General features: G+C 73.0%; 20 protein-coding genes. 10 read left to right on the forward strand and 10 right to left on the reverse strand.

The window, feature by feature from the left end:
- The first annotated feature begins 25 nt into the window (after positions 1-25).
- The 5 genes from M4J07_RS36485 (at position 26) to M4J07_RS36505 (ending at position 6456) form a co-directional block, all read left to right on the forward strand.
- Complete coding sequence (locus M4J07_RS36485) at positions 26-439, forward strand: hypothetical protein (RefSeq protein ID WP_255979336.1); 414 nt, start codon at positions 26-28, stop codon at positions 437-439.
- A 141-nt stretch (positions 440-580) separates the two neighbouring features.
- Positions 581-2302 (forward strand): MFS transporter, encoded by a 1722-nt coding sequence (locus M4J07_RS36490; RefSeq protein WP_255979338.1) that lies wholly within the window; start codon positions 581-583, stop codon positions 2300-2302.
- 153 nt (positions 2303-2455) lie between these two features.
- Positions 2456-2947, forward strand: coding sequence for an HPP family protein (locus M4J07_RS36495; protein ID WP_255979340.1), 492 nt, complete (start codon positions 2456-2458; stop codon positions 2945-2947).
- Between the two features lie 238 nt (positions 2948-3185).
- A complete protein-coding gene (locus M4J07_RS36500) occupies positions 3186-4820 on the forward strand; it encodes an ABC-F family ATP-binding cassette domain-containing protein (protein WP_255979342.1) in 1635 nt (544 codons plus the stop codon).
- Positions 4813-6456, forward strand: a complete 1644-nt coding sequence (locus M4J07_RS36505; protein WP_255979343.1) for an ABC-F family ATP-binding cassette domain-containing protein — start codon at positions 4813-4815, stop codon at positions 6454-6456. The genes M4J07_RS36500 and M4J07_RS36505 overlap by 8 nt, the downstream gene beginning before the upstream one ends.
- A gap of 9 nt (positions 6457-6465) precedes the next feature.
- Here M4J07_RS36505 and M4J07_RS36510 read toward each other — a convergent pair whose 3' ends face one another.
- Positions 6466-7212, reverse strand: a complete 747-nt coding sequence (locus tag M4J07_RS36510; RefSeq protein ID WP_374215153.1) for a nitroreductase family protein — start codon at positions 7210-7212, stop codon at positions 6466-6468.
- A 286-nt stretch (positions 7213-7498) separates the two neighbouring features.
- On the opposite strand from M4J07_RS36510, the gene M4J07_RS36515 reads away from it, so the two are divergent.
- The 3 genes from M4J07_RS36515 (at position 7499) to M4J07_RS36525 (ending at position 9953) form a co-directional block, all read left to right on the forward strand.
- Positions 7499-7834 (forward strand): hypothetical protein, encoded by a 336-nt coding sequence (locus M4J07_RS36515; protein WP_255979344.1) that lies wholly within the window; start codon positions 7499-7501, stop codon positions 7832-7834.
- Between the two features lie 74 nt (positions 7835-7908).
- A complete protein-coding gene (locus tag M4J07_RS36520; protein WP_255979345.1) occupies positions 7909-8490 on the forward strand; it encodes a carbonic anhydrase in 582 nt (193 codons plus the stop codon).
- 8 nt (positions 8491-8498) lie between these two features.
- A complete protein-coding gene (locus tag M4J07_RS36525) occupies positions 8499-9953 on the forward strand; it encodes a SulP family inorganic anion transporter (RefSeq protein WP_255979346.1) in 1455 nt (484 codons plus the stop codon).
- An 85-nt stretch (positions 9954-10038) separates the two neighbouring features.
- On the opposite strand, the gene M4J07_RS36530 is transcribed toward M4J07_RS36525, so the two are convergent.
- The 7 genes from M4J07_RS36530 to M4J07_RS36560 form a co-directional block, all read right to left on the reverse strand.
- A complete protein-coding gene (locus tag M4J07_RS36530; RefSeq protein WP_255979347.1) occupies positions 10039-10938 on the reverse strand; it encodes a hypothetical protein in 900 nt (299 codons plus the stop codon).
- Positions 10935-12011, reverse strand: coding sequence for an SPFH domain-containing protein (locus tag M4J07_RS36535; RefSeq protein ID WP_255979348.1), 1077 nt, complete (start codon positions 12009-12011; stop codon positions 10935-10937). The genes M4J07_RS36530 and M4J07_RS36535 overlap by 4 nt, the downstream gene beginning before the upstream one ends.
- A gap of 79 nt (positions 12012-12090) precedes the next feature.
- Positions 12091-12501, reverse strand: a complete 411-nt coding sequence (locus tag M4J07_RS36540) for a RidA family protein (RefSeq protein WP_255979349.1) — start codon at positions 12499-12501, stop codon at positions 12091-12093.
- 90 nt (positions 12502-12591) lie between these two features.
- Positions 12592-13953 carry a lipase family protein gene (locus M4J07_RS36545; protein WP_255979350.1) on the reverse strand — a complete coding sequence of 454 codons (1362 nt, stop codon included), beginning with the start codon at positions 13951-13953 and terminating at the stop codon, positions 12592-12594.
- 198 nt (positions 13954-14151) lie between these two features.
- Entirely contained in the window at positions 14152-14901 is a 750-nt protein-coding gene (locus M4J07_RS36550) for an NPP1 family protein (protein WP_255979364.1), read from the reverse strand.
- A gap of 212 nt (positions 14902-15113) precedes the next feature.
- Complete coding sequence (locus M4J07_RS36555) at positions 15114-15545, reverse strand: hypothetical protein (protein ID WP_255979352.1); 432 nt, start codon at positions 15543-15545, stop codon at positions 15114-15116.
- 214 nt (positions 15546-15759) lie between these two features.
- On the reverse strand, positions 15760-16905 hold the full coding sequence (locus tag M4J07_RS36560) for a S1 family peptidase (RefSeq protein ID WP_255979354.1): 1146 nt from the start codon (positions 16903-16905) through the stop codon (positions 15760-15762).
- Between the two features lie 265 nt (positions 16906-17170).
- On the opposite strand from M4J07_RS36560, the gene M4J07_RS36565 reads away from it, so the two are divergent.
- Together M4J07_RS36565 and M4J07_RS36570 are read left to right on the forward strand one after the other, a co-directional pair.
- Positions 17171-18190, forward strand: a complete 1020-nt coding sequence (locus M4J07_RS36565; RefSeq protein WP_255979356.1) for an aldo/keto reductase — start codon at positions 17171-17173, stop codon at positions 18188-18190.
- 257 nt (positions 18191-18447) lie between these two features.
- Entirely contained in the window at positions 18448-18969 is a 522-nt protein-coding gene (locus tag M4J07_RS36570; protein WP_255979358.1) for a hypothetical protein, read from the forward strand.
- 19 nt (positions 18970-18988) lie between these two features.
- Here M4J07_RS36570 and M4J07_RS36575 read toward each other — a convergent pair whose 3' ends face one another.
- Together M4J07_RS36575 and M4J07_RS36580 are read right to left on the reverse strand one after the other, a co-directional pair.
- Entirely contained in the window at positions 18989-19843 is an 855-nt protein-coding gene (locus M4J07_RS36575; RefSeq protein ID WP_305128643.1) for a Cof-type HAD-IIB family hydrolase, read from the reverse strand.
- Between the two features lie 26 nt (positions 19844-19869).
- Positions 19870-21015, reverse strand: coding sequence for an ROK family transcriptional regulator (locus M4J07_RS36580; protein WP_255979360.1), 1146 nt, complete (start codon positions 21013-21015; stop codon positions 19870-19872).
- Positions 21016-21087 lie beyond the last annotated feature (72 nt).

Consider the following 21087-nt stretch of genomic DNA (forward strand, 5'->3'; position numbering starts at 1 on the left):
GCGTGCGCGTCCTGGGAGGGATGAGATGAGACTGCCCCGCTCCACCGCCGGGTGGACCATGGCGATCTTCGGTGTGCTGGCGGTCGTCATGGGGGTGGTGGGGCTGACCACCCCGGAGACCCTCCTGAAGAGCCTCGGCTTCGAGGTGCTCGCCGACGGGAGCCGGGCCGAGGGCGACTACACGACGACGTTCGTCACGGCGTCGTCGATGGCGTCGTTCAACATGGGCGTCTACTACCTGGTCGCGGTCCACCACGAGTGGCGCGCGTTCTACCGGTTCACGACCGTCTTCCGCCTGGTCACGTTCGTGGTCTTCACCTCGCTCGTGGTGGCAGGGCAGGCGCCGGGGAGGTTCTTCGGCGTGGCGGCCTGGGAGGGTCTCGGGGCGGCTGCGACCGGGGCGGCGCTGTGGTGGGACCACAGGAAAGCGACCGGCTGACCGGCGGCCGACCGGCGGCCCGCACGGCCTTCGACGAGATCGTCCCGGCATCTTGTTTCACCGTACATCTAGATGCATGATGCAGCTCGTCAGCCGCCCACCCGTGGGGAGCGGGCACCCGACGCCGTGGAAGAAGCACACATGAGTGCACCTCACGCCAGGACCGCGAGTCCGTTCCGCCAGCCCAAGGCCGTCTGGGCCGTCGCGTTCGCCTGTGTCATCTCCTTCATGGGCATCGGCCTCGTCGACCCGATCCTGCCGGCGCTGGCCGACAGCCTGCACGCCACGCCCAGCCAGGTGTCGCTGCTGTTCAGCAGTTATCTCATCGTCACCGCGGTGGCGATGCTGTTCGTGGGCTGGTTCTCCAGCCGCTTCGGCGCGAAGCGCACCCTCGTCGTCGGACTGTCGGTCATCGTCGTCTTCGCGGCCCTGGCCGGCACCACCGACTCCATCGACGGCATCGTCGGGTTCCGGGCGGGCTGGGGCCTGGGCAACGCGCTGTTCATCGCCACGTCCCTGGCCGTCATCGTCGCCTCGGCCAGCGGCGGCTTCGGCGGCGCGATCATCCTCTACGAGACCGCGCTCGGTCTCGGCATCGCCGTGGGGCCGCTGCTGGGCGGCGAGTTGGGGGCGGTCAGCTGGCGCGGACCGTTCTTCGGCGTCGCCGCCCTGATGGCGATCGCCCTGGTCGCCACCCTCGCGTTCGTCCCCGACCTGCCCCGGCCCGAGCGCGTCACGTCCCCGCTCGCACCGCTCAGGGCGCTGCGCCACCGCGGCCTGCTGACCATGGGCGTCATGGCGCTGCTCTACAACTGGGGCTTCTTCACGATGCTGGGCTACGCCCCGTACCCGATGGAGCTCAGCGCCCACCGGCTCGGCCTGGTCTTCACCGGATGGGGCCTGCTCGTCGCCGCGTTCAGCGTCCTCTTCGCCCCGCGCCTGCAGGCCCGCTACGGCACCGCGCCCGTCCTGTACACCAATCTCCTCGGCCTCGGCGTCGTGATGGCGGTGATCGCGGCCGGCGTCGCCACCCCGACCGTGGTGATCGTGGCGGTCATCGTCAGCGGCGCGTTCATCGGCATCAACAACACCCTCACCACCCAGGCCGTGATGCTGGTGTCGCCGGTGGAACGGCCGGTGGCCTCGTCCGCGTACGGCTTCCTGCGGTTCATCGGCGGCGGACTCGCCCCGTACGTCGCGGGCAAGCTGGCCGACGCCACCGATCTCAGCGTGCCCTTCTACCTGGGCGCCGCCACCTTCCTGCTCGCGATACCGGTCCTGGCCAGCGGGCACCGCCTGCTGCGCGCGGCCGAGTCGGGCAGCGCGGAGGGCGAACCCGTCCTCCCCTCGTTCACCCCGGTCGGCAACCCGGCGGCCGGGAGCGCCGCCCCGGTGGTCGTCGCGGTCGGCGCGCACGACCGGGCGGCCGCCATCGTCGACGCAGCCGCGCAACTCGCGCGGGACACCGGCAGCCCCCTGGAGGTCGTCCACGTCGAGCAGACCGCGGTGGTCGAGGAGCAGGCCGTCGACACGGCGGAGCTCGGCCGGGGCCGCGCGGCCGTCGTCGCCCACCTGGACCGGCTCGCCGCGCAGGGCATCACCGCCACGGGGCAGATCCTGACCAGCGTCGGCGACCACGCCGCCGCGGGCCGCGCCCTCGCCCGGCACGCCGCGGAGGTGCGGGCCCGGGCCGTGGCCGTCGGGCACTCGCCGCGCGGCCCGCTCGCCCAGTTCGCCGACGGCAGTTTCACCACGGCCCTCACCCGCTCCGCCGACTGCACGGTCGTCCTGGTCGACACCGAGCGGGCACCGCGTCGGCTCAGCGAGGCCGCCCTCGCCGAGCTGCGCACCGGGGCCGCGTGACGGCGCCGGTGCGGGCACGGCCAGCACCCTGAGCAGGTGTGACCCGGCACACCATGCCACCTGCACTTTTGCCCCTCAGGCAACACATTCACCTGAGACTTCAACATTCTGTTTATGATCGTCGGGCCCTGCCACGTCCTGCCCGGAGCCAGCATGACCACGCCCCCTTCCGCCGCCACCTCCCGACCGCATCCCCTGCACGCCCTGCGGGCCACCGTCTTCGCGATCGGTGCCCTGTCGCTGCTGGTGGCGGTCGGCGTCCTGCTGCACCAGCCCCTGCTGATACCCCCGCTGGCCGCCAGCGCCGCGCTGGTGCACGGCGCCCCCGGGCTGCCGATCTCCCAGCCCCGCAACCTCGTCGGCGGTCAACTGCTGTCCGCCGCCATCGGCTTCGGCACGCTGGCGGCCACCGGGAGCAACGGATGGGGCGCGGCCGTCGCGGCCGGGCTCTCGCTGGGCGCGATGATGCTCACGCACCTCTCGCACTCCCCCGCCGCGGCCACGGCGGCGATCGTGGTGCTGCAGGCCCCGCACCCGCTCCCGTTCCTGCCGCTGCTGGCACTGGCGACCACGCTGCTGGTCGCGATGGGGCTGCTGCCGGGCCGGATCGGCGGCCACCCGGTCCGCTACCCGCTGTCCTGGTGACTCCATTGCGGATGCGCCGACCGCCGTCGGGTTGATAACGTTCTTGGACCTTCCGCGTGAATCAAGGAGCCGAACATGGCGGGTGACGACGACATCTCCGGGTGAGACCCGGTACTGACAGGCCGGCGGCCGATGCTTGTGAGCATCGCCGGAGCGGCCTGATCGTCGTCCCCTCTTCCTGTTCGTCCCGTCCGGGCCGTGGCCTGCGCCCGCCCGGTTCACACCCGAGGTTCTTCTCGTGTCCGACGCTTCCGTCATCTGCTCGAACCTGTCTTTCTCCTGGCCCGACGACACCCCCGTCTTCGACGGCCTCTCCTTCACCGTGCCCGCCGGCCGCACGGGGCTGGTCGCGCCCAACGGGGCAGGCAAGAGCACCCTGCTCAAACTGATCGCGGGCGAGCTCCAGCCCACCGGCGGCTCGGTCACCGTGCTCGGCACGCTCGCCCACCTCCCGCAGAGCCTCCCCCTCACCAGCGGCCTCACCGTGGCCGAGGTGCTCGGCATCGCCGACGTCGTCCGGGCCATCGACGCCGTCGAGTCCGGAGACGTCGCCGAGGATCACTTCACCGTGATCGGCGACGACTGGGACATCGAGGAGCGCACCCGCGCCCAGCTCGACGGACTCGGTCTGGACGGGCTCGAACTCGACCGCGGTCTCGACACCCTCAGCGGTGGCCAGATCGTCTCGCTTGGCCTGGCCGCCCAGTTGCTCAAGCGGCCCGACGTGCTGCTGCTCGACGAGCCGACCAACAACCTCGACCTGGACGCCCGGCACAAGCTCTACGACGTGCTGGAGCACTGGAACGGCTGTCTGCTGCTGGTCAGCCACGACCGGGCCCTGCTCGACCGCATGGACCGCATCGCCGAACTCGGCGCCGGTGAACTGCGGTTCTTCGGAGGCGACTTCACGGCCTACGAGGAAGCGGTCCGGGCTGAGCAGGAGGTCGCCGAGAAGAACGTGCGCAACGCCGAGCAGGAGGTGAAGCGGGAGAAGCGGGAGCTGCAGCAGGCCAGGGAGCGCGCCGAGCGCCGCGCGAGCAACGCCGCCCGCAACCTCAAGAGCGCCGGTCTGCCCCGGATCTTCGCCGGGAACATGAAGCGCGGCGCCCAGGAGTCCGCCGGGCGGTCCGGCCAGATGCACGCGGCGCGCGTCGACGACGCCAGGGCCCGCCTGGACGAGGCCGGCCGGGCGCTGCGCGACGAACAGCACCTCACCCTGGACCTGCCGGACACCAAGGTCCCGGCGGGCCGCACCCTCTTCCTCGGCGAGCACCTGCAAGTCCGTGGCCTGTTCGCCGACGAGGGCGTCGACCTGTCCGTACGCGGCCCCGAGCGCATCGCGCTGACCGGCCCCAACGGTGCGGGGAAGACGACCCTGCTGCGCCTGGTCCACGGCGATCTGCCCGCCGACGCCGGCGAGATCAGGCGGGCCGACGGCCGGGTCGCCTATCTGTCGCAGCGCCTGGACCTCCTCGACCCCGCGCTGAGCGTCGCCGAGAACTTCGCCGCGTTCGCCCCGCACCGGCCGGACTCGGAGCGGATGAACCTGCTGGCCCGGTTCCTGTTCCGGGGCGCGCGGGCCCATCTGCCCGTGGGCGTGCTGTCCGGCGGCGAGCTGCTGCGGGCCACGCTCGCCTGCGTCCTGTGCGCCGAACCGGCGCCGCACCTGCTGCTCCTGGACGAGCCGACGAACAACCTGGACCTGGTCAGCGTCGGCCAGCTGGAGAGCGCGCTCGCCTCCTACATGGGCGCGTTCCTGGTGGTCAGCCACGACGAGCGTTTCCTGCGGCGGATCGGCGTCGACCGGTGGCTGCGGCTCGCCGACGGCCGGCTCACCGACGCGGCCGCGCCGGAGGAGGACCACGATGCCTGAGCCCGCCCTGCTCGCCCACGACCTGGTCCGCGTCCTCGGTGACCGGCGGGTCCTCGACGGGGTGTCGCTCACCGCGTCCCCGGGCCGCCGCATCGGCCTGATCGGCGAGAACGGTGTCGGCAAGTCGACACTGCTGCGGCTGCTCGCGGGCGCGGACGCACCGGACTCCGGCAGCGTCGTCCGCCCCGGCGACCTCGGCTTCCTGCACCAGGAGATGCCGTACGAGGCCACGCAGACGATCGCGGACGTGCTGGCCGACGCGCTGCGCGAGCCCCGCGCCGAGCTCGCCGAGCTGGAGCGGCTCGGCGACCTCCTGTCCCGCACCCCGCAAGAGGCCGACGGGTACGGCGAGTTGCTCGACGCCTACGGGCAGCGCCTCGACCGGGCGCAGGAGCACGAGGTGTGGGACGCCGACCGGCGGGCCGCGCTCGTGCTCGCCGGGCTCGGCCTGGGCGCGGTGCCGCACGACCGGCCGCTGGGTTCGCTGTCCGGCGGACAGCGCGGACGTCTGGCGCTGGCCGCGCTGCTGGTCCGCCGCCCCTCGGCGCTGCTCCTCGACGAGCCCACGAACCACCTCGACGACGAGGCGGCCCGTTTCGTGGAGGAGGAGATGCGGGCCCTGCCCGGCGCCGTCGTGGTCGCCAGCCACGATCGCGCCTTCCTCGACGCGGTGTGCACGGACGTCCTCGACCTCGATCCCGCGGTGGACGGCCCCGTACGGTACGGCGGCAACTACAGCGCCTACCAGGCCGAGCGGCGGGCGGCGCGGGAGCGGTGGGAGCGGCGGTACGCCGAGGAGCAGGAGGAGCTGGCGGCGCTGCGGCAGTCGGCGGGTGTGACCGCGCGGCTCGTCGCGCCCGACCGGGGGCCGCGCGACAGCGAGAAGATGGGCTACGGCGTCCGCGCCAACCGGGTGCAGAGCCAGATCGCGCGCCGGGTGCGCAACGCCAACCGGCGGCTCGACGAGCTGGAGCGCGGTCAGGTCGCCGCACCGCCGCGGCCGCTGCGGTTCCGCCGGGACCGGCTCGTGACGGCGCCCGAGCCCGGCGCCGACCGGGACGGCGCCCTCGTGGCGCTGCGCGAGGTGCGCGTGCCGGGGCGTCTGACGGTCGACCGGCTGGACGTGACGGCCACGGACCGGCTGCTCGTCACGGGTCCCAACGGCAGTGGGAAGTCGACCCTGTTGGCCGTTCTGGCCGGGCGGATCGCGCCGTCCGGCGAGGTGCGGCGGCGGCCCGAGGTCACGGTGGGGCTGCTCGCCCAGGACTCCGATTTCCCGCACCCGGAGCGCACCGTCCGGGCCACGTACACGCGGGCGCTCGGCTTCGAGCGGGCCGAGGCGGTGCCGCTGGCCTCCCTCGGCCTGCTGTCCGACGCCGAACTGGGCAGGCCGGTCGGGCAGTTGTCGGTCGGTCAGCGGCGCCGGCTCGCGCTCGCGCTGCTGCTGGCCGACCCGCCGGAGCTGTTGCTGCTCGACGAGCCGACCAACCATCTGTCGCCGCTGCTGTGCGACGAGTTGGAGGACGCGATGGGGGCGGGTCCCGGCGCGATCGTGGTGGCCGGGCACGACCGGCGGATGCGGGAGCGCTGGCAGGGCCGGGAGGTGCGGCTCACGGCCGGCGCGCCCGTCCGGTGACGGCGTCGGCTACCAGCGGTTGCGGTGCACGACCTCGGCGACGGGCCGGCGCCGCACCGGGCCGAACCGGCCGAGCGGCCGGCCGACCGGGATCGCGGCGAACGTCCGCATGTCGTCGGGGATGCCGAGGGCGGCCTTCCACTCGTCCTCCAGCATCAGGTGCCAGATGGTGATGTTGGCGGCCAGCCCGAGACCGCGGGCCGCGAGCAGAAGGTTCTGCACTCCGGGGTAGACGCAGGACCCCTCGGCGAGCGCGGCGAACCGCTCCTGGCCGCCGGCCAGGGCGGCCGTCGCGACGGGGCCGAGCGCCTCGGCCGACGCCCGCAGGCCCTCCTCCTCCAGGCGCGGCGCGGGGAACCGGTAGCAGGGGATGATCAGCGCCGGGGTCTGCGCGAAGTGGTCGCGCTGGTGCTCGATGGCGGCGACCATCCGGCCGTACGCCGCCTCGTCCATGCCGTCCGGCGCGTACTTGCCGGTGGTGGCGAGGTAGGCGTCGACGCAGCGCCGCCAGAGCGGGGCGAGCTCGGCCATGACGGCGGGGTCGGTGACGACGACGTACTCGTAACACTGCATGTTGCCGCCGCTGGGACCCCACACGGCCGCCTGGACGAGCTGGTCGATCAGCTCGTCGGACAGCGGTTCGGGGCTCAGGCGGCGCATCGCCCGCATGGTGGCCATCGTCTCGAAGAGCGCCGGCTCGGCGGAGAGCTCGGCGGCGGGCTCGGTGGACACGCTGTCGGTGATCGCTTCAGTCATGATCGCGAGTGTAGGAAGCGGGTGGACCTGGGGGAAGTCCCGTCCACTCCACGGCACTTGACCCGTGCGGGCGCCGCGGGTCCGACGGTGACGATTCGCGCCAACCGACCGCACTTTTCACGCATCCTTCGACCCGCAACGCCGAGTTAACCCATCGATCACCTTTGCACAGTTAATCTTCTCCTTGACCTTCGGTTGACCAACCGTTGGAATTCTCTTGGCAGATCGGCGATGGAGAGGGGCGCGCATGTTTCGAGGTGAGAAGCGTCGCGCGACGGTGGCTCTGATGGTCACCCTCCTTCTGGCCCTGCCCCTCTTCGTCACCGCGGGCTCGTTCACTCCCGCACACGTGTCCGATCGCATCGGTGTCGCGGCGGTCGGTGCCGAGCGGCTCTGCCCCGGCGAGCGCACGCCGCCCACGGAGCCGGTCGACGCGCTCCGCACCCGGGACCGGCAGCGGACCGCCGGCAGTACCGCGCACGCCCCGATCCCCGTTCTCACCGCGGGAGTTCGGCAGTCCGCCGCCCTCCCGCCCGCCGCGAGCGCGGGAGTTGAGCACGCCCGTCCTGCCAGATCGCTTCCCGGTCTCACAGCGGCGGCCCTCCAGGTCTTCCGCTGCTGACAGCGACTGAGCAGTCGCACCTGTCCTGCACGCCCGACGCGCCCCCACGGCGCGCCAGGAGGAATCACCACGCCATGCAGCCCCTCATCGACAACGCCCGTACGTTCGGACAACGCCCTGAGGAGTTCGCCGGGCTCGCCGACGGCCAGTCGCCGCAGGTTCTCTTCATCACCTGCTCCGACTCCCGCGTCGTGCCCGCCCTGATCACGGGCGCCCGCCCCGGAGAGCTCTTCGAGCTCCGCACCGCGGGCAACATCGTGCCCGCCTACCCGACCGGCCGCCCCAGCGGGGAGGCCGCCACCATCGAATACGCCGTGGAGGTGCTCGAAGTCCAGGACATCGTCGTGTGCGGCCACTCGCACTGCGGCGCGATCGGCGCGCTGGTGCGCGGCGACGACCTCGGCGCCGTGCCCGCCGTGCGGGACTGGCTCGCCCACGCCGCGGGCGAGACCGCGGCCGACGACACGACCGATCCGACGGTCGCCGCGGCGGTGCAGCAGCACGTGCTCGCCCAGCTCCTGCGGCTGCGCTCCTACCCGTGCGTGGAGCGCCGGCTCGCCGACGGCCGGATCAGGCTGCGCGGCTGGTACTACGAGGTGCACACCGGCGGCGTGCGCGAACACCGCGCCGCGACCGACGCGTTCGAGACCCTGTGAGCGCCGCCATGACCAAACACCCTCACCTCAAGCAGGACTTCACCGCATCACTCGTCGTCTTCCTGGTCGCGCTGCCCTTGTGCGTGGGCGTCGCGGTCGCCTCCGGCGTGCCCGCCGAACTCGGGCTCGTCACCGGCATCGTGGGCGGCATCGTCACCGGCCTGATGCGCGGCAGCAGCCTCCAGGTCTCGGGACCGGCCGCCGGTCTCACCGTCCTGGTCTACGAGGCGGTCCGGGAGTTCGGTCTGCCGGTGCTCGGTGTCGTCGTGCTCGCCACCGGCCTGCTGCAGATCGGCATGGGCGCGCTGAAGCTGGGCCGCTACTTCCGGGCCATCTCGGTCTCGGTCGTCGAGGGCATGCTGGCCGGCATCGGCCTGGTGCTCATCGCGGGCCAGTTGTACGCCGCCGTCGGCGCACGGGCCCCGGAGTCGGGGCTCGGCAAGCTGGCGGGGCTGCCCGGGGCGCTGATCGACTCCCTGGGCAGCACGCGCTCGCTCGTCTCGCTGGCGCTCGGGGCCGGCACCGTCGCCGTCCTCGTGCTGTGGAGGCACCTGCCGCCGCGGGTCCGGGTGGTGCCGGGGCCGCTGGCCGCGGTCGGCCTGGCCACGCTCGTCGCCGTCGTGTTCGACGCGCCGGTCGCCACCGTCGAGGTGAGCGGTCTGCTCGGGTCCGTCCAGCCGCCGTCCCTGGGCGCCTTCGGCGAACTCGCCGGCATGGGTCTGATCGGCACGATCGTGGCGTTCACGCTGATCGCGTCCGCCGAGTCGCTGTTCAGCGCGGCGGCCGTGGACCGGATGCACGACGGTCCGCGGACCGCGTACGACAAGGAGCTCGTCGCGCAGGGCGCGGGCAACGCGGTGTGCGGGGTGCTCGGCGCCCTGCCGATGACCGCGGTGATCGTGCGCAGCGCGGCCAACGTCCAGGCGGGCGCCCGCACGAAGGCGTCGCGGGTGCTGCACGGCGTCTGGCTGCTGCTGTTCGCGGCGCTGCTGCCCGGCGCGCTCGCCTTCATCCCGATACCGGCGCTGGCGGGCGTACTGGTCCACGCCGGCGCCAAGTTGATCCCGGTGCGGGCGCTCGCCCAGCTGTGGCGGGAGCACCGGGGCGAGGCGCTGGTCCTCGTGGTGACCGCCGTGTCGATCGTCGCGGTCAGCATGTTCGAGGGCGTGCTGATCGGTGTGGCCCTGTCCGTCGCCAAGACGGCGTGGGACGCCTCGCACGTGAAGCTGGAGGTCATAGACAAGGGCGCGGGACCGGTGCAGGCGCACCTGTCGGGCAACGCGACGTTCCTGCGGCTGCCGAAGATCCTCGACAGCCTGGAGGCGCTGCCCCACGACCGTCCGGTCGAACTGGACCTGTCGGGTCTGCACCACCTCGATCACGCGTGCCGTACGGCGCTGGAGAGCTGGGCGCAGCGGCACAGCTCCGCCGAGACGGAACCGGTGAAGGTCACGTCGGCCTGATCGTGTTCCGGCCCGACCGCCCTGCGCCTCCAGGGCGGTCGGGCTCCGGCACGTCCGGGCACAAGGGTCACGGCACTCACGACGCTCACGACACGAGACGCAGACGCCGGGCGCAGCGGCCCACCCGGACGGTCTGCCCCCACGTCAGCTCCAGGGCGTCGCTCTCCATGCCGTCGCCGAAGGCGACCAGGCTCTCCGACTCGACGGTCAGGCTCAGCCGCTCCCCCGCCGCGAGTTCGCCCCCACTGAGCGAGGTCCCGGTGACCGGTGACGGCCAGGCCTCGCGGACGAACCAGAGCAGCCGGTCGTCGGTCGGCCCGGGCAGCCGCCCCGCCCCGCCGCGCTCCTGCCACACGGACCGGATCCAGCCGGTCGCCCCCGTGCCCGTGCCGACCAGCACGCCGGAGGACGCCTGGGCCTCGACGGCACCGCCGTCGTCGTCGAGGCCCAGGCGGTAGCGGGCGGTCCGGTGACCGGCGGCGCCGAGGTAGATCTCGTTCAGGGCGACGAGGCACTGCGCGTCGTCGGTGACGGCCTCGACCATGGTGAGTTCGTCCACCCCGGCGCCCGGGGCGAGCGTGGCGGGCAGCAGCCGGGCCGCGTCGGCGGAGCGGTGCCGGACGAGGACGCCCGGGTTGCGTCCGGGGTCGGTGTCGATGCCGACCACCGGCTGCTCGCCCACGTACTGGGCCACGTTGGCGACGAGCCCGTCCTGCCCGACCACGACGACCACGTCCTGCTCCGCGAACAGGAACCGGTCCAGGTCGGCCCGCTCGACCTGGGCCCGGCGCCACGCCAGCGGGACCGCCGCGGACACCTCGGCCAGGGCCCGCATGGCCCGGTGGTGGCGCTCGGCGACCTCGTCGATCGCCCGGCCGTGCGAGGCGAGGAAGAACGCGGCCTGGCCGTGCGTGCCGTGCCGGGCGACCAACTCCTCGTACTCCGTGGTCCGATGGACCAGGACGGCACGCGGGGCGAGGCTCACTCCGGGCGCCCTTCGGTGCCGCCCAGCTTCGCGAGGAGGCCGGTGAGCACGTCCGGCGAGACGGTCACGCTGTCGATGCGCGGCAGGTTCTCGGCGAGCCGGGTCCCGGTCAGGGCGCGCAGCGTGGCCACGTCGACGTCGTCGTGCACGCGCAGCCAGGCCGCCTGCGCCTCGGCGCGGGCCCGGCCGAGCTCCTGCGCGCCTTCGGCCTCGGCGCGGGCCAGCCGCACGGAGCGGTCGGCCTCGGCCTGGGCGAGGCGTTCGGTGCGCTGCGCCTCGGCGTCGGCGATGCGGACGGTGCGGTCGGCCTCGGCGCGGGCGCGTACGGCGTCGGCGGCCGCCTTCTCCTCGGCCTCGCGGCGGCTGTTGGCGCCGCGCTGCTCGACCAGCTGCTCCTCCCGGCGGGCGAGTTCGATCTGACTGGCCAACTCGTTCTCGGCGATGGTCCGTTCGCGTTCGACGGCGACCGCGCGGCGCTCGTAGGTCGCCCGGTCCGCCTCCTGCTGGATGCGCTCCCGGGCCGGGGTGCGCAGCGCCCGCTCCACCTCGGGCTCGGGGCGCAGCGCCATCACGCGGACGGCCACGACCTCGATGCCGGTGGCGGGCAGCCTGGGTTCGGCGCCGAGTCCCGCGGCGACCCGCTCCCGCACGGCGGGCACGCCGTCGACGAGGGCCTCGGCGAGCGTGGTCCGCGCGAGCACGTCGAGGGCGTGCTGCTGGGCGGATTCCGTGAGGAGCGTGGCGAGTTGCTCCAGCGGGGAGCCGCGCCAGACGCCGGTGTCGGGGTCCACGGAGAAGTCGAGGTGCTCGGCGGCGACGGCGGGGCCCCCGATCCGGTACGTGAGGGTCGCCTGCACCGACACGTCCTGGAAATCGGAGGTACGGGCGTGAAAGGTCATGGCCAACTCCCGGTCGTCCACCGGGACTTCGGAGAGCGAGGCGACGAGCGGCCGGAACCAGAAGCTGAGTCCCGGGCCGTCGTGCGCGAGCCGGCCGGAGCGGTGGTGCCGGATGTGCGCCGTGGGCGTCGCGCGCAGGTGGCGCCAGCCGAGGCGCCGGGTGATGTCGGCCATGACGAGATCCCCTCGTTAGAGTCAATGTGACTCTAAAGCCGAGGAATGATTGTCGTCAAGCGGACGATAAAAGGTCGGGTCAGTCGTCGATCACGGCCGCGACGCCTTCCACCTCGACGAGTTGGTCGTGGTACCCGAGCACCGTGACGCCCATCAGGGTGCTCGGCACGTCGTGGTCGCCGAAGGCGTCCCTGACCACCTGCCAGGCCGTGACGAGATCCTGCTGCCGGGTCGAGGCGACCAGGACACGGGTGCTCACGACGTCCTCGAGCGTCGCGCCGGCCGCGGCGAGCGCCACCCGCATGTTGGCCACGCACTTGGCCGCCTGGCCCGCGTAGTCACCGACGGCGGCGGTCGACCCGTCCTCCTCCAACGGGCAGGAGCCCGCGAGGAAGACGAGCCGGGCGTCGGCGGGGGCCGTGGCCGCGTACGCGTACTCGGCCACGTCGGACAGGGCGTCGGAGCGGATCAGGGTGATGGCACGGGCCACGGTTCGAGATTCCCTTCGGGCGGATCACCAGGGGCGTGAAGCCCGGTCATGCTGCCACAGGGACCGCACCGGCCTCCGCTCATTTTCCGCTCACCGCAGGCGGGGCAGGGAAGCGCAGTTGTTCGTCTCCGGTTTGCCGGCCAGCCGGTCGGTGAGCCAGTTCACCGCGTCACCCTGGTCGGTCAGGAGCGGCCCGAAGTGGTTGATCAGGGCGCGCCCGACGTCGGGCAGGACCACCGGCTTGTACGAGACCTGGCCGCCCAGGCCGCACCAGTCGACGGCCAGTTGGCGCGCCTGCCCGTGCGGCACCAGGTTGTCCGCGACGCCGGTGGCGACCCGGACCGGGCCGGCCGGCTTGAGCTTCCCGATCCGCTGCCGGGCCAGGAACTCCTGGAGCTTCGGCTCGGCCTGGATGATCTGCTCCAGGCTCTTGCCGTCCGTGGTCCAGGACGAGCTCTTGCGCGACGTGTACGAGATGATCGCGTCGCCGACGCACATGGTGGACAGGTCCTCGAGCGCGGCCCGCCCCTTGTCGTTGAGGTGGGCGTCGGCGATCGGCCGCAGTTCGGGGTCGGACTGCAGGAACCCGTTGAGGGACCAGCCGAGCGCGCCGACCAGGTCCGTGCCGTCGATCGCCTTGGTCGTCTCGGTGAGGTCGGCCGGGGGCGCGCCGGCGTACGTGCCGGAGAGCCGGACGTCGGGGGCGTACGTCGGCTGGAGTTCGGCGGCCGCGGCGGTGGCGCCGCCGCCCTGGCTGTAGCCGAAGAGGCCGACCGGCGACTCCTTGGTCACGCTCGCGCCGCGCAGGGAGCGAGTCGCACGCACGGCGTCGAGGACCGCGTGCGCCTCGTCGAGGCGGTTGACGTAGGTGTGCAGCCGGTCGGTGGCGCCGAGGCCGATGTAGTCGGTGACCACGACCGCGACCCCCTTGGCGAGGAGCCGGTAGATCGCCAGGTCCTCGTAACCGACGGACACCGTCTGCCCGTTGAGCCGGATCGGGTGCTCCAGGCCGAGCGAGGCGGCGCACTGGTCGCCCTGGCCCTGAGTACCGGGGGCCAGCGCGACGAGCGGCCGGGGACCCGCGCCGCGCCACTTCGCGGACGGTTCGATGTACGCACCGGTGGCGGCGGCCGGAGCGCCGGTGGAGTCCGTCGTCCGGTACATCACGCGGGTCGCGGTGCCGGGCAGCGGGCCATGCAGGGTGGGCAGGCTCAGCGCGAGCGGCAGCGGTTCGCTGCGGATGAGGGCACCCTCGGTGGCGGGCAGTTCGGCGGGCGGGTCGTAGAACGCCGGGATCGTGACACCGCGCGAGACCTCGTTCGCCGAGACGTCCGAGGCGTCCGCGGCATCGGGGTGGGTGGCTCCGGTCGCCGCGGCGGCGGGCAGGGCCTGGGCGCCGAGACAGGCCGCGACGGTGACGGCGGCGGCCAGCAGACGGGTGGGGGCGGGCATGACGGACCTCCTGAGTGCAGGCGGCGGACCGGGGTCCGTGCCGGGCGGCAGACGGCCAGGAAGCGGGCAGGCCGACGAGGCGCGCGGACGGTCGTCCCACTGTCCCCACGCGTCGCGGGGACGCTACCGACCTTGCCGTTACCGCGGGTAGCACCCAGGAGGTTACGGTTCAGTAACTTACGGGATCCGCCGGACCGTTCAGGCGTTCACGTCGAACGGCACACCGGAGGGCAGGGCGGCGGCGAGGTGGCTCGCGAACGTCGAGTCCTTGAGCCCGAACGTGGCGCTGCCGAAGTCGTAGGCGCTCAGCTTGTCGCGCAGGCCCGCCGGATAGCCGTTCCAGCCGACGAGCGCGGGGAACTGCCAGGTGCCGCGGTGGTTCTCCGGCGGCTCGTCGTTGGCGTTGGCGGGACGGAAGCAGTGGGTGCTGATGCCGTCCTTGTGGTACACGATCTTGGGGTGGGTGCCGTCCCAGCGGATCTGGTCCCGGGAGTAGATGTTGAAGTCCCCGTGGGCGGAGGTGGAGACGTACTGGGCCTGGCCGTCCTTCACCCAGACCACGACGTGCTCCCAGTCGTTGCGGTGACCGCCGAGGCCGCTGCCCGCCACGGCCTGGTCCTTCTCGAAGTAGAGGCCGTAGATGACGGCGCACCAGCCGTTGTTGCACTTGCTGCGCGCGTAGCCGTTGGTGTTGGCGAGGTCCGAGGCGTCCCGGCACTGTCCGTTCAGGGCACCGCTCGGCGCGAGGCCGCCGTTGACGGTGCCGTCCGGGCCGATGGCGGGGGTCGGGTAGCAGCCGTCGGTGTCGTAGTCGTACGCCGGCTGGAAGGTCTGCTCCGTGCCGTCGGCGTTCGCGGGCAGCGCGGCCGGCGGGGCGGCGAGCGCGGTGCCCGCGAAGGCGATGACCAGGGCGACGGCGCCGCCGGTGGCCAGGGACGCTCTGCGGATCGCGCGGAGCGGCTTCGTCGTGCGGGTCGGCTTCGGCTTCACGATGCTCTCCTGATCGCTGTGGGGGGTGCGGCATGAATGTCATGCCCCCGTCAGTGATAGGAGACGCATGTGACGTGTCGGCCCGTGTCGGGTGACGCGCCCGTGAAGCGGCGGCCACAGTCACCGACTCCGGCCGCCACCACGATGGTTGGGGCCGTGGGCCCCCGCGGTCAGCCCGTCGCGCGGCCCGGCCGGACCTCGATGCTCAGCGCCCGCACGAAGGCGTCCTCCGTCTCCGCGCTGAAGAACCCCGAGATGCCGCGCAGGAGTTGGAGCGCCGTGCGCACCCCGGCGGGCAGCGGCCGCGGCATGGACGCCGTGGGGACGGCGTGCTGGTCGCCTGCCGCGCGCGCGGCCTCCAGGTGGGCGTGGGCCCGACCCAGGTCGCCGCTGCACGCGTGGCGCACGGCGCAGGTCACGTCGTAGGAGGCGCTGCGGGAGACCTCCAGGAGCGACTGGATGCCGCGGACGGCCCCGTCGTCGCCGTGCCGCGCGACCACCGCACCGTCGTGCACGGCGGCGTCGAGATGTCCCTGGGCCCGATCGAGGATCTTCGCTATGGCGGAGAGCCGTCCCGCCTCCAAGTACGCCTGGTGTGCCATGCCGAGTCCTTTCATCACCCCGTCCGGTGAGCCTGTGCCTTCAGCGTTATCACCGGCCCTCACCCGGCGCGAACCCCCGCTCGGGGGCGCACCGCACGCGCAGAGGGAGAGCGGGCGGCGCGCCGGAGGGAGGTTGAGGCACGGGGCGGCGCACACGGAACCCGGCCGTCCCGGACACCGCCCGCTCGGCGGTGCCCGGGACGCCCCGGGTCGCTCAGGCCGTGTGCAGGGTCAGCCCGTAGCGATTGAGGATCTCGTTGATGGGCTGGTACCAGGTCTCACCGCCGCTGGAGCAGTTGCCCCAGCCGCCGGAGGTGACGCCCTGGGCCTGGTCGCCGCTGATGAACGAGCCGCCCGAGTCGCCGGGTTCGGCGCACACGCTCGTCTTGGTCATCTGGTGGACGGCGCCCTGGCTGTAGTTGACGGTCTCGTTCTTGGCGAGGACGGTGCCGCAGTGCCAGTGCGAGGTGGAGCCCGACCGGCAGATGGACGCGCCGACCGGTGCCTCGGCGGAGCCGCGGACCAGCTGGTCGGAGACCGTGCCCCAGCCGAGGACGACGGGGACGGTCCACCAGCCGCTGCCGACGTTGACCCAGGCGTAGTCGTTGTCGGGGAACGACGACCCCTGGAAGTTGCCGACGTAGCTGCCGTCCCAGCCGTTGACGCCCTGGCCCGCGCCGCCGCAGTGGCCGGCCGTGACGAAGCCGCCCTGCACCGAGAAGCCGATGGAGCAGCGGACGTTGCCGGTGTAGTACGGGTCGCCGCCGACGGTGCCCGCGGCGAGCGTCGACGGCGCGTGCTCCGTCGTCCGGACGGTCACGGGGCCCGCCGTGCGCGCCTTCGCCAGGAACGCCTTGACATCGTTGTCGCGCTGCTGATCGGCGAGGACCTCCACGACGACGCGGTTGGTCTGCCAGTCGACGCGCCAACTGCTCACGCCCGTCGGGGCCTTGAGCGCGTCCAGGCGGTTCTTCGTCGCGTCGAGCGCGCGGGCGCTGTGGGCGACGACCTTCACCTGTGCGCCCGTGGACCGGACCGCGGCGGCCTTGTCCCGGTCGCTGACGGCGACGGTCAGGCGCCGCCCTTCGGCGTCCAGCCAGGAGCCCGCGTAGCGCGATCCGGCCACGGACCTGGCCTTCTTCTCGATGCCCGTGGCTTCCTGCTCCAAGGCAAGGCGCGCTTCGGCCTGGCTCCGGGTGAGCCCGAAGTCCCGCTGCATCGCGGCGAGCACACCGTCCGACGCCGGGGCGTCGGCCGCTGCCGCCGGGACGAATCCGGCGCTCGCGCAGGCGCCGGCGACAAGGAAGGCGGTGAGGACCGCACGCAGGGATCGCGTGCTCGAACGGCTCGTGCGTCGCATACGTCTCGTACGTCTCATGTGGATCGGCCCTTCGTTGTTCCAGAGATGTGGGGATGGAACAGCAAGGTTCTGGGAGCGCTCCCGGCACATGCCGAGGGGGAGCCTAGCGAGTGATCATGGACAGGTCCATGCCAATCCCGGACACCGGCAGCCCTCACTCCTCAGCCATCCCGCTTGCCAAAACGGAACGACGCTCCGTATCGTCAGCAATACGGAACACGGTTCCGCTTCACTGACGGCCGCAGAACGACAGAGGAGAACGGTCATGCAGTACCGCACTTTGGGCCGCACCGGCGTGCAGGTCAGCTCCCTGGCGCTGGGCGCGATGAACTTCGGCGCCATCGGGCGCACGGACCAGGACGAGGCGACCGCCCTCGTCGACGCCGCGCTCGACGGCGGCGTCAATCTCATCGACACCGCCGACATGTACGGGCAGGGCGAGTCGGAGGAGATGGTCGGCCGGGCCATCGCCGGACGCCGCGACGACATCGTGCTGGCCACCAAGGCGGGCATGCCGATGGGCGAGGAGCGCAACCGGCGGGGCGGTTCGCGCCGCTGGCTGGTCAGCGCGCTGGAGGACAGCCTGCGCCGCCTCGGCGTCGATCACGTCGACCTGTACCAGATCCACCGGTGGGACCCGAGCACCGGCGACGAGGAGACGCTGTCGGCGCTCACCGATCTCCAACGCGCCGGAAAGATCCGCTACTTCGGCTCCTCGACGTTCCCGGCCCACCGGATCGTGCAGGCCCAGTGGGCCGCCCGCGAGCACCGGCTGGGCCGCTACGTCACCGAGCAGCCCAGCTACTCGGTCCTCCAGCGCGGCATCGAGGCCCACGTGCTGCCGGTGACCCAGGAGTACGGGCTCGGCGTGCTGGCGTGGAGCCCGCTCGCGTCGGGCTGGCTGTCCGGCGCGGTCCGCGAGGGCCGGGCCCTCACCAACAGCCGCGCGACGCTGATGCCACAGCGCTTCGACCCGGCCGTTCCCGCCAACCGGGCCAGGCTCGACGCGGTGGAGCGGCTGGCGAAGGTCGCCGACGAGGCCGGTCTGACGCTGATTCAGCTCGCGCTCGGATTCGTGACCGCGCACCCGGGCGTGACCGCCGCCCTCGTCGGCCCTCGCACCCCGGAGCACCTGCGCGCCCAACTCGACGCCGCGGACACCGTACTGACGGCCGATGTCCTCGACGCGATCGACACGATCGTGCCGCCCGGCACCGACCTGGCGCCCGACGAGAAGTTCGACACGCCACCCGCGCTGCTCGACCCGTCGCTGCGACGCCGCTGACCCTGCTCGGGCGCCTCCGTGACGTCGGACCACCCGAGGCGTGCGCGCAGGGCGAGCGCCAGCCGGTCCGCCCGCTCCTCCGTCACCCGGTCCTCTGCCCCGGCGCCGAGCAGCGGTCACGTGCCTCCGGCGCAGCAGCACCATCCGGCCCGGCAGCGCCGAGTCGGGCCTCATGGATCCATGATCGGACACGTACCGCGGTCCGCCCAGGGCCTGTCGCGCCGGTGGGAGAGGGTGGGTCCGCTTAGGGTGCGCGCATGAGTGAGGGCACGGTGCCGGACGTGGCGGCACAGGAGCGGGCGGATCTGCTGCGCGAGCGGCTCAAAGAGCGCATCTACGCGTCGTTGACGCTGCTCGCCGTCCTGGTGGGGCTCGCGCAGAGCGGGCATCCCAGCCATGTGGGGGCCGCGGTCTCGGTCACCGTGACGGCGCTCGGTCTGTGGCTGGCCACGCTGGTCGCGGATTTGCAGGCCCATCCGGTGGCGCACGGCCGGTTCCCGCGGCTGCCGGAGATCCGCCACACGCTGTTCACCAGCAGCCCCCTGCTCACCTCCGCGATCGGGCCGCTGCTGCTGACCGGGCTGTCCGCGCTGGGCGTCATGAAGCTCACCACGGCGCTGTGGATCTCGGTGGGCAGCGAGGTCGCGGCGCTGGCGGCGTGGGGGTTCACGGGCGGGCGGCGGGTGGGAGCCGGTCTGCTCGGCTCCCTGATCTCCGCCGCCCTGAACGCCGTGATCGGTGTCGGCGTGGTCTCGGTGAAGCTCCTCGCCGGGCACTGAACCGGGATGCCCCGCCGGCTCAGTGTGCGTCGGGTTCGGGCAGGCCGAGGACCTGGCGGATGGTGCGGACGACGCCGTTGTCCGTGTTCGCCGGGGCGCGGTGGCGGGCCCGGCTCAGGACGTCGGGGTGGGCGTTGGCCATCGCGTACGACAGGTCGGCGGTGTCCAGCATCTCCAGGTCGTTGAGGTAGTCGCCGAAGACCATGGTCTGGGCCGCGGTGACGCCCAGGGCGCGCTGGAGTCCGCGGACCGCGACCCCCTTGTTCGCCGTCGGGTTCATGACGTCGACCCAGTGCTCGCTGGAGACGACGACCTTGTGGGTCCGGGTCAGGGGTTCGAGGGCGGGGGCGGTGGTGCGGTCGGCCCGGCCGAAGTCGAAGAGGGCGACCTTGAGGATGTCGTCGTCGACGGCCGTCGCGTCGTCGACGATCCGGTGCCGGTGGTAGTACTTGCGCACCTCCGTCATGAACGCCTCGTCGGAGCGTTCCACATACGCGGACTTCTTGCCGCAGACGACGGCGCCGACGTCGACGCCGTCGTCGGTGAGGGCCCGCACCTCCTTGACGATCCAGGCGGCGACGGCCGGGTCGAGCGGGTCGGAGCTGATCTCGGCGCCGTCGCGCACGACGTAGGTGCCGTTCTCCGCGATATAGACCATGCCGCCGTCGTCGACGGCGGCGAACTGGTCGGCGAGCGTGGCGTACTGGCGGCCGCTGGCGGGGCAGAAGACGATGCCGCGCCGGTTCAGCTCGGCCAGCAGCGGCCAGAGGGAGTCGGGGGCGCGGCCGTCGGCGTCCAGCAGGGTGCCGTCCATGTCGGTGACGACGAGACGGACGTCGGGCGCGGTCGGGTTCTCGTGGGGCTGCGAGGTCAACGGAGTTCCTGGGTGCGGTAGTCGGGTCAGTCGGAAGCAGTGGGGTGCGCGGGGCGCGTGGGGCTCACGATCAGCGCGCGGAGTTCCTCGACGGCCCGCAGTCGGGCGCCGGTCAGCTCGGGTTCGGTCAGCGTCGCGGGGAGTACGGGAACGGGGCGGGGGCTGCGGGCGAAGTGGTCGGCGACGGTGTCGACCAGGTCGGGGCCCCATTCGCCGCCGATGACGATCAGGCGGGGGTCGACCAGGGAGACGGCGGCCTCCAGCACCGCGCCGACGGCACGGGCGAGCGCGGTGCGGGTCTCGTCGGCGCGCGCGGTGCCCGGTGCGATCCGGGTCCGCAGCGCGTCGACGTCGATCGCGGTGGAGCCGGGCCTGCGCAGGCCGAGCGCCGCGAACACCTCGGTCAGCGGCATGGCCGTCCCGTCGGGGCCCGGGGTCCACAGGTGGGCGATCTCGCCGACGAAGCCGTGGTGGCCGCGGCGCACGGCGCCGTCGCTGACGACGGCGCCGCCGAGGCCCTCACCGAGGTGGAGGTAGACGAAGTCGTCGGCGTCGCGGGCGCGGCCGTCGGTGTGCTCGGCGCGGGCCGCCCAGTTGACGTCGTTGTCGACGTGCACAGGACCCACGACGTGCGCGGCGAGTGCGGCCGGCGGGTCGAGGTCGCCGATGAGGAAGGGGGCGTCGGGCAGCCGCACGAGGCGTCCTGTGGTGCGGTCCACCGGGTCGGCGGCGCTGATCACGGCCGTGCGCAGACCGCCGCGGACGCGGTCGGCGAGGCGGCTCGCGGCGGTGGCGAGGGCGTCGGCCGCCGCCTTCGGTCCGGCGCCGGGGCCGAGCGCGAGTTCCTCGCGTGCGCGGACGCGGCCGAGGGCGTCGACGGCCTCGGCCGTCACCCGGTGCTGGGTGACGCCGGCGACGAGCGCGGCGCCGAGGTCCGGGCCGAGCGCGTAGTACGAGCCGACCCGGCCGCGGCCCGTGGTGCGCTCGCCGGTGTCGACGACGAGGCCCGCCCCGCTCAGGCGCTGCACGCTGTCGGAGATCGTCGGCTTGGAGATGCCGGTACGGGCGGCGATCTCCGCGCGGGTCAGCCGGGCCTCGGACATGAGGGCACGCAGCACGTTCTCGTCGGTGAGTGCGCGCAGCAGCTCGAGGGACGGTTTCGGTGGGGCCATGCGCACCAGTCTAGTAAGGACTCTTGCCTAAATGGCGGGGAGCCCCTACTTTGCTTCTAGTAAGGAGTCCTG

The sequence above is a fragment of the Streptomyces longispororuber genome (assembly GCF_024448165.1).
GTDB lineage: Bacteria > Actinomycetota > Actinomycetes > Streptomycetales > Streptomycetaceae > Streptomyces > Streptomyces longispororuber_A.

Coding starts and splice junctions, on each gene's coding strand:
- M4J07_RS36520 (WP_255979345.1), top strand. CDS start 7,909: ATGCAGCCCCTCATCGACAACGCCCGTACGTTCGGACAACGCCCTGAG.
- M4J07_RS36485 (WP_255979336.1), top strand. CDS start 26: ATGAGACTGCCCCGCTCCACCGCCGGGTGGACCATGGCGATCTTCGGT.
- M4J07_RS36515 (WP_255979344.1), top strand. CDS start 7,499: ATGGTCACCCTCCTTCTGGCCCTGCCCCTCTTCGTCACCGCGGGCTCG.
- M4J07_RS36545 (WP_255979350.1), bottom strand. CDS start 13,953: ATGCCCGCCCCCACCCGTCTGCTGGCCGCCGCCGTCACCGTCGCGGCC.
- M4J07_RS36495 (WP_255979340.1), top strand. CDS start 2,456: ATGACCACGCCCCCTTCCGCCGCCACCTCCCGACCGCATCCCCTGCAC.
- M4J07_RS36510 (WP_374215153.1), bottom strand. CDS start 7,212: ATGACTGAAGCGATCACCGACAGCGTGTCCACCGAGCCCGCCGCCGAG.
- M4J07_RS36490 (WP_255979338.1), top strand. CDS start 581: ATGAGTGCACCTCACGCCAGGACCGCGAGTCCGTTCCGCCAGCCCAAG.
- M4J07_RS36570 (WP_255979358.1), top strand. CDS start 18,448: ATGAGTGAGGGCACGGTGCCGGACGTGGCGGCACAGGAGCGGGCGGAT.
- M4J07_RS36565 (WP_255979356.1), top strand. CDS start 17,171: ATGCAGTACCGCACTTTGGGCCGCACCGGCGTGCAGGTCAGCTCCCTG.
- M4J07_RS36525 (WP_255979346.1), top strand. CDS start 8,499: ATGACCAAACACCCTCACCTCAAGCAGGACTTCACCGCATCACTCGTC.
- M4J07_RS36535 (WP_255979348.1), bottom strand. CDS start 12,011: ATGGCCGACATCACCCGGCGCCTCGGCTGGCGCCACCTGCGCGCGACG.
- M4J07_RS36555 (WP_255979352.1), bottom strand. CDS start 15,545: ATGGCACACCAGGCGTACTTGGAGGCGGGACGGCTCTCCGCCATAGCG.
- M4J07_RS36560 (WP_255979354.1), bottom strand. CDS start 16,905: ATGCGACGCACGAGCCGTTCGAGCACGCGATCCCTGCGTGCGGTCCTC.
- M4J07_RS36505 (WP_255979343.1), top strand. CDS start 4,813: ATGCCTGAGCCCGCCCTGCTCGCCCACGACCTGGTCCGCGTCCTCGGT.
- M4J07_RS36580 (WP_255979360.1), bottom strand. CDS start 21,015: ATGGCCCCACCGAAACCGTCCCTCGAGCTGCTGCGCGCACTCACCGAC.